Annotated in this window: 7 protein-coding genes; 1 reads left to right on the top strand and 6 read right to left on the bottom strand. The window is 70.2% G+C overall.

Going from position 1 to position 6788, the window contains the following annotated elements:
* A partial coding sequence (locus VBO01S_RS13240) for a hypothetical protein (protein ID WP_255221114.1) occupies nt 1-451 on the bottom strand: 451 nt, incomplete at its 3' end.
* Between the two features lie 228 nt (nt 452-679).
* Between VBO01S_RS13240 and VBO01S_RS13235 the strand changes: the two genes are divergently transcribed.
* Nucleotides 680-2341, top strand: a complete 1662-nt coding sequence (locus tag VBO01S_RS13235) for a GMC family oxidoreductase (RefSeq protein WP_062474741.1) — start codon at nt 680-682, stop codon at nt 2339-2341.
* Here VBO01S_RS13235 and VBO01S_RS13230 read toward each other — a convergent pair.
* The 5 genes from VBO01S_RS13230 to VBO01S_RS13210 are packed head-to-tail and all read right to left on the bottom strand — an operon-like array spanning nt 2307 to nt 6779.
* On the bottom strand, nt 2307-3335 hold the full coding sequence (locus VBO01S_RS13230; RefSeq protein WP_062474737.1) for a LacI family DNA-binding transcriptional regulator: 1029 nt from the start codon (nt 3333-3335) through the stop codon (nt 2307-2309). The two genes, VBO01S_RS13235 and VBO01S_RS13230, sit on opposite strands and share 35 nt — an antisense overlap.
* A 1-nt stretch (nt 3336) precedes the next feature.
* A complete protein-coding gene (locus VBO01S_RS13225) occupies nt 3337-4317 on the bottom strand; it encodes a 2-hydroxyacid dehydrogenase (protein WP_062474734.1) in 981 nt (326 codons plus the stop codon).
* Nucleotides 4317-5270 (bottom strand): sugar kinase, encoded by a 954-nt coding sequence (locus VBO01S_RS13220; RefSeq protein ID WP_062474731.1) that lies wholly within the window; start codon nt 5268-5270, stop codon nt 4317-4319. The genes VBO01S_RS13225 and VBO01S_RS13220 overlap by 1 nt, the downstream gene beginning before the upstream one ends.
* A 10-nt stretch (nt 5271-5280) precedes the next feature.
* Nucleotides 5281-6024: a sugar phosphate isomerase/epimerase family protein gene (locus tag VBO01S_RS13215; RefSeq protein WP_062474727.1), complete on the bottom strand. Its 744-nt coding sequence runs from the start codon at nt 6022-6024 to the stop codon at nt 5281-5283.
* The gene (locus tag VBO01S_RS13210) at nt 6024-6779 is read right to left on the bottom strand and encodes an amino acid ABC transporter ATP-binding protein (RefSeq protein ID WP_056583293.1); all 756 of its coding nucleotides are present in this window, start codon (nt 6777-6779) and stop codon (nt 6024-6026) included. Before VBO01S_RS13210 ends, VBO01S_RS13215 begins: the two co-directional genes overlap by 1 nt.
* Between the last annotated feature and the right edge of the window lie 9 nt (nt 6780-6788).

Genomic DNA, 6788 nt, shown 5'->3' with positions numbered 1-6788 from the left:
GGGGCGACGCGCGCGGTGCCGCGCGACGGTGGCGCAGCACGCGCGAACCTCGGCGCCCTGGCAGTGCCGACGGCGGTGCCTGCCGGTGGGCCTCGAAGCGCGCTTCCTTCTGCTTGAGGTAGTGCATGAGCACATGCGAGACCATGTTCAGCCCGATGGTGCCGAACGCCGCCGGAAAGATGTACAGCGCGATCGACAGCTCCGACGAGAAGACGAGGTCGTCCGCCAGCGAGGGCGTGGCCTGCGCCAGCCGCGCCAGCGCGCGCAGCAGGAAGATGTCCGCGCCCGCCAGCGCGATCAGGAGCAGGCCGAAGGCCAGCACGGTGGTCTTGGAGAACTCGCGCCGCACGAACAGCGTGACGAAGATCGCGGCGGGCAGCACCAGCGAGCACAGCACCAGCGCCCAGAAGCGGACCTCGGTGAATATCGTCGCGTCTGAAAGCAGGTGCATGGGCAGAGCGTGGAATGGCGGGCGGCGGGTCGGCCGCTCCGAAGGCGCATTGGGCCACGGGCGGCGCGTTGCAATTTGTCCGCTGGGTGAAGCCGCAGTAAAGCCCCGGGGTGCGCTCACGGCAGGGGAAACCCGCTGGGCCCGAACCCGGGGTCGCTGGCCACAATGCCGGTGCACGCATCGGCGCCTCGGCGCCCCCAACATCCAACGACAAGAAGGACAGATGCCATGGCGGAATTCGACTACGTGATCGTGGGCGGCGGCTCGGGCGGCGCCACGCTGGCCTCGCGCCTGAGCGAGGACCCATCGGTGACGGTCTGCCTCATCGAGGCCGGCGGCGACGGCCGCGGCATCCTCGTGCGGGCGCCGGCCGCCGTGGTGGCGATGCTGCCGGGCCGTCCGCGCATCAACAACTACGCCTACCAGACCGTGCCGCAGCCCGGCCTGAACGGGCGGCGCGGCTACCAGCCGCGCGGGCGCTGCCTGGGCGGCTCCAGCGCGATCAACGCCATGCTCTACGTGCGCGGCCACCGCGAGGACTACGACGACTGGGCGCGTTCAGGCTGCGCCGGCTGGAGCTTCGACGAGGTGCTGCCGCACTTCCTGCGCACCGAAGGCAACCAGCGCGGCTCCAGCGCGCTGCACGGCGCCGACGGGCCGCTGCAGGTATCGGAGCAGCAAAGCCCGCGCGCCATCACCGAGGCCTTCGTGCGCGCTGCCGCCGAGTGCGGCATTGCGCGCAACGACGACTTCAACGGTCCCGAGCAGGAAGGCGCAGGGCTCTACCAGGTGACGCAGTTCCACGGCGGCGCGAAGAACGGCGAGCGCTGCTCGGCCGCCGCGGCCTACCTGCACCCGGTGATGGACCAGCGCCCCAACCTCTCGGTGATGACCGGCACGCAGGCCCTGCGCGTGGTGCTCGAAGACCGGCGCGCGGTGGGCGTCGAGGTGCGGCGCGGCGGCAACGTCGAAACCATTCGCGCGCGCCGCGAGGTGGCGCTGTGCGGCGGCGCCTTCAACTCGCCGCAGCTGCTGATGCTCTCGGGCGTCGGCGACCCCGACGAGCTCGCGCGCCACGGCATCGAAGTGCGACATGCGCTGCGCGGCGTGGGGCAGAACCTGCAGGACCACTGCGACTTCATCGTCGCCTACAAGTCCAAGCAGACCGACATGTTCGGCATCGGCCCGGTCGGCGGGCTGCACCTGCTGAAGGCCATCGGCCAGTGGCGCCGCGACGGCACGGGCCTGGTCGCCACGCCGTTCGCGGAAGGCGGCGCCTTCATCAAGTCGTCGCCCGAATTGCGCCGGCCCGACCTGCAGCTGCACTTCGTGATCGCGATCACCGACGACCATGCGCGCAAGCTGCATGCGGGCTTCGGCTTCTCGTGCCACGTGTGCGTGCTGCGCCCCAAGGGCCGGGGCGATGTGCGGCTGAACGACGCCAGCCCCGACTCGGCGCCGCGCATCGACCCGCGCTTCCTGGCCGACCCGGAAGACATGGCGCTGCTGCTGCAGGGCGTGAAGAAAACGCGCGAGATCATGCGCGCGCCCGCACTCGAAAAATACCGTCACCGCGAGGTCTACACCGCCGACGCCCACACCGACGCGCAGCTCGAGCAGCACATCCGCGCGCGCGCCGACACCATCTACCACCCGGTGGGCACCTGCAAGATGGGCGTCGATGCGATGGCGGTGGTCGATCCGCAGCTGCGCGTGCACGGCATCGCGGGCCTGCGCGTGGTCGATGCCTCGGTGATGCCGACGCTGATCGGCGGCAACACCAACGCGCCGACGATCATGATCGCGGAGCGCGCGGCCGGCTGGATGCGCGGGCCCGCCTCCTTCGCGGCATCCGCTACGGCAGTGCCGTCGATGAGCCTCGCACCATGAGTTCGCCCGGCAGCAGCAGCTGACGCGGCGCCGCGTCGAGCCCGCGCAGGCGCTCGATGAGGCAGGTGGCCGCCGCGCGGCCGATCTCGTCGGTCGGCTGCGCCACGGTGCTCAGGCCCGGCCCGATGAGCGAGGCCCATTCGGGATCGTCGAAGCCCACGAAACCCAGGTCGGCGCCGAAGCGCCAGTCGAGCCGCGCCATGGCCTGCGCCACGCGCAGCGTGACCACGGCATTGCCTGCGACCACCGCCGCGCGCCGGCCACGTTTGGCCCGCTGGCGCAGCGCGCGCAAGGCCTCGTCGAGCGCGTCGTTCTCGCCCTCGACCGATTCGAAGACTTCGCCCGCCACGCGCGGCTCGTGCGCGGCCACGCAGGCCCCGAAGGCGGCCGTGCGCTCGCGCCGCGAGCTCACGCCCTTCTGCGGCTCGGTGACGTACAGCAGCTCGCGGTAACCGCCCTCGACCAGGTGGCCGCAGGTGTCGCGCATCGCCGCGTGGTTGTCGAGCGAGACGAAGTCGGTGTGCATGCCCGTGTGCCGGCGGTCGACCAGCACGGCCGGCTTGCCGTGCAGCGTGACCGCATCGACCACGTTGCTGCCGCGCCCCAGCGTGTTGAGGATGAAGCCGTCGACCTGGTAGCCCGCGAGCGCATTGATGGCCTCGCGCTCGCGTTCGCTCTCGTTGCCCAGGTTGAACAGCATCACGAGGTAGCCGGCGTCCTGGCAGGCCTTCTCGGCGCCGCGCAGCACGGCCACGGAGTACGGGTTGGTGATGTCGGCCACGATCAGGCCGATGAGCCGCGAGCGGCCGTGGCTCAGCGCCTGCGCCATCGGGCTGGGCGAGTACGCCAGCTTGGCGATGGCGGCCTCGACGCGCGCGGCGATGTCGGGGCTCAGCAGGCGCTCGCGGTGGTTCAGAAAGCGCGAGACGGTGGCCTTGGAGACGCCCGCGGCTTCGGCGACGTCGGCGATGGTGGCGCGGCCTGTGGGCTTCATGTCAGGCGGCGGCGGTGTCGTAGGGTGCCGTGGGCTTTTGGCCGGCCAGCACCTGCAGCAGGTTGGTCGTGGCCAGCTCGGCCATCGCGTGGCGCGTCTCGTGCGTGGCCGAGCCGATGTGCGGCAGCGGCGTGACGCGCGGGTGCGTGCGCAGCGGCGATTCGGCCGGCAGCGGCTCCTTCGCGAACACGTCGAGCCCTGCTGCGCGCAAGGTGCCGTGGTCGAGCGCGTCGAGCAGCGCGGCTTCGTTCACGGTGGCGCCACGGCCGCCGTTGATGAACGACGCGCCCGGCTTCATGCGCGCGAAGAAGGCGGCGTCGATCATGCCGCGCGTGGCGTCGGTCAGCGGCAGCATCGCGAGCACGATGTCGGCGCGCGCGAGCAAATCATCGAGCGGCGTGTGCGTGGCGCGGCCTTGCAGCTCGGGCGCCTGCGCGGCCAGGTCGACCGGGCGGCGCGAGTGATAGAGAACCGGCATGCCGAAGCCCAGCGCGGCACGGCGCGCCACGGCCTGGCCGATGCGGCCGAAGCCGAGGATGCCCAGCGTCTTGCCGTGCACGTCGGTGCCGAAGAATTCCTCGCCGATGTTCTTGGTCCAGCGGCCTTCGCGCACCATCGTCGACAGCTCGACGACGCGGCGCTGCGTGGCCATGAGGATCGCGAACACCGTGTCGGCCACCGTCTCGGTGAGCACGTCGGGCGTGTGGCACAGCACGATGTGGCGCTTGTGCAGCTCGGCCAATGGATAGTTGTCAACGCCGACCGACACGCTCGAAATCACTTCGAGCTGCGGCGCCGCATCCAGCAGCGCAGCGTCGACGTTATAGCTCGAACCGATCAGCCCGTGCGCAGTGGCAAGCGCGGCGGCAAAGGCCTCGGGCGCCTTGCGCGGATCGGCCACGGTGACGTGGTGCACCGCCTGCAGCCGCGCCAGCTGGTCTTCGGGCAGGGCCCGGAACACCAGCACATTCTTCTTGGTCATCACAGTCCCGCTTCTTCGAGTTGCGCCCGCGTCGGCAGGCCTTCGGTGTCGCCGAGCACCTGCACGGCGCGCGCGCCGATCCAGGCGCCGCGGCGCACCGCGTCGGGCACGCTGCGGCCTTCGAGCAATGCGCTCACCACGCCGGCGGCAAAGCCATCGCCCGCGCCCACGGTGTCGATCACTTCCTTCACCGGGAAGCCGTCGACATGGCCGGTGCCGGCCACGTCGCTGTCGTAGTAAGCACCCGCAGCGCCGAGCTTGACGACGACCAGCTTCGCGCCGCGCTCGCGGTAGAACTTCGCCACGTCTTCGGGCTTGTCGTGACCCGTGAGCAGCAGGCCCTCTTCGATGCCGGGCAGCACCCAGTCGGCGCGCGAGGCGAGTTCGTTCACCCAGTGGCGCATCGTCTCGGTGGACGACCACAGCGTGGGCCGCAGGTTGGTGTCGAACGAGATGGTGCGGCCGGCCGCGCGCATCACGTCCATCGACTTGAGCGCGGCCTGCAGGCTGGTCTCGGAGATGGCGGCGAACACGCCGGTGGCGTGCAGATGGCGCGCCGAGCGCAGCCAGGCTTCGTCGACATCGGCCGGACCCATGTGGCTGGCGGCCGAGCCCTTGCGGTGGTATTCGATCGGCGGGTCGCTGCCGTCGGTGACGCGTCCCTTGAACTGGAAGCCGGTGCGCTGTGTCGCGTCAGTGATCACGTGCGAGCAATCGATGCCTTCGGCACGCATCGCGGCCAGCAGCGCGCGGCCCATGGAGTCGGTGCCCAGGCGGCTGGCCCAGCCGACCTTCAGGCCCAGGCGCGACAGGCCGATGGCCACGTTGGTCTCGGCACCGGCGGTGCGCTTGTGGAACGCCTCTGCGTCTTCCAGCGGGCCGGGCCGATCGGCCACGAGCAGCAGCATGGCTTCGCCGAACAGCGCGACGTCGAAGGCGGTGGGTTGCGTCATGTGTGTGTTCCTACGCCCGTGCGGCGCGGATGAAGTCGATCTGCGTACGGGTGACGGCCAGCAGGTCGTCGCCCACCAGAGGGTATTCGATGGCGTGGGGCACATCGGCCGGCAGTGCGCGCAGCACCGCGCGCCACGGCGCGACCGAGTCGCCCAGCGGCACCGCCACCCACTTGTGCGGCAGGCGCTGCGCGCCCTTGCAATGCACGTAGCGCACGCGGTGGCCGAGCGCCTGCGCGGCCTGCAGCGGGCACTCGCCGAGCCAGTGCCAGTTGCCCATATCGAAGGTCATTCCGAGCGGCACGCCGGCGCGGTCGGCCACGTCGAAGAAGGTCTGCAGCGCGGCCAGCGTGCCGGCGCGCACCGTCTGGTCGTTTTCGATCAGCAGCTCGACGCGGGTCTCGGCCAGCGCCACCTTCAGGCCCCAGAGCGAGCCGTGCGACGAGGGCTGGAAATCGCCGATGGCCATCTTGAGCCGCTTCGCGCCCACGCGCGTGGCGGCGGCGATGCCGCGTTGCAGCGCGGCGCTGTCGAGCCAGCCGCCTTCGGCCCACAGGCCTTCGGGGCTGGAGTACACGGAAGCAAGACCGTTCAGCGCGGGCAGTTCCGCATCGGCATCACGCAGCATCTCGCCACGCACTTCCACCGAATCGGCACCGGCCGCGCGCGAGAGTTGCGAGCACCAGAGCTGGCCGTGCCGCCCCACCTCGGCCGCACCGAAGGACGACAGAGAAATCAGGACTTCGAAGGCCATCAGTGGGCTTGGTGCGAGCTGAGGATTTGCCCGAGGAACTGGCGCGTGCGCTCGTCCTTGGGGTTGCCGAAGAACTCCTGCGGCGGCGCCTGCTCGACGATCTTGCCGTCGGCCATGAAGATCACGCGGTCGGCCACGCTGCGGGCAAAGCCCATTTCGTGCGTGACGCACAGCATGGTCATGCCGTCTTCGGCCAGGCCGATCATGGTGTCGAGCACTTCCTTGACCATCTCGGGGTCGAGCGCGGAGGTGGGCTCGTCGAACAGCATGATCTTGGGCGACATGCACAGCGCGCGCGCAATGGCCACGCGCTGCTGCTGGCCGCCCGAGAGCTGGCTCGGGTACTTCTTCGCCTGCTCGGGAATGCGCACGCGCGTGAGGTACTTCATGGCCACCTCTTCCGCCTGGGCCTTGGTCATGCCGCGCGAGCGCATCGGCGCCAGCGTGCAGTTCTCCAGGATGGTGAGGTGCGGGAACAGGTTGAACTGCTGGAACACCATGCCGACTTCGGCGCGCACCGCGTCCACGTTCTTGCCGCCCGCGGTGAGGTCGATGCCATCGACCACGATGCGGCCCTTTTGCACCGTCTCGAGCCGGTTGATGCAGCGGATGAGCGTGGACTTGCCCGAGCCCGAGGGCCCGCAGATCACGATGCGCTCGCCCTGGCGTACCGACAGGTCGATGCCGGTCAACACCTGGAATTCACCGTACCACTTGTTGACCGCTTCCATGCGGATGATCGATTCCGTCGTCATGCCAGGATT

Origin of the sequence: Variovorax boronicumulans NBRC 103145 (assembly GCF_001591345.1) — a bacterium.
Lineage (GTDB): Bacteria > Pseudomonadota > Gammaproteobacteria > Burkholderiales > Burkholderiaceae_C > Variovorax > Variovorax boronicumulans.
Note: the sequence above shows the minus strand (reverse complement) of the source record. Positions and strands in the feature narration are given on the sequence as shown.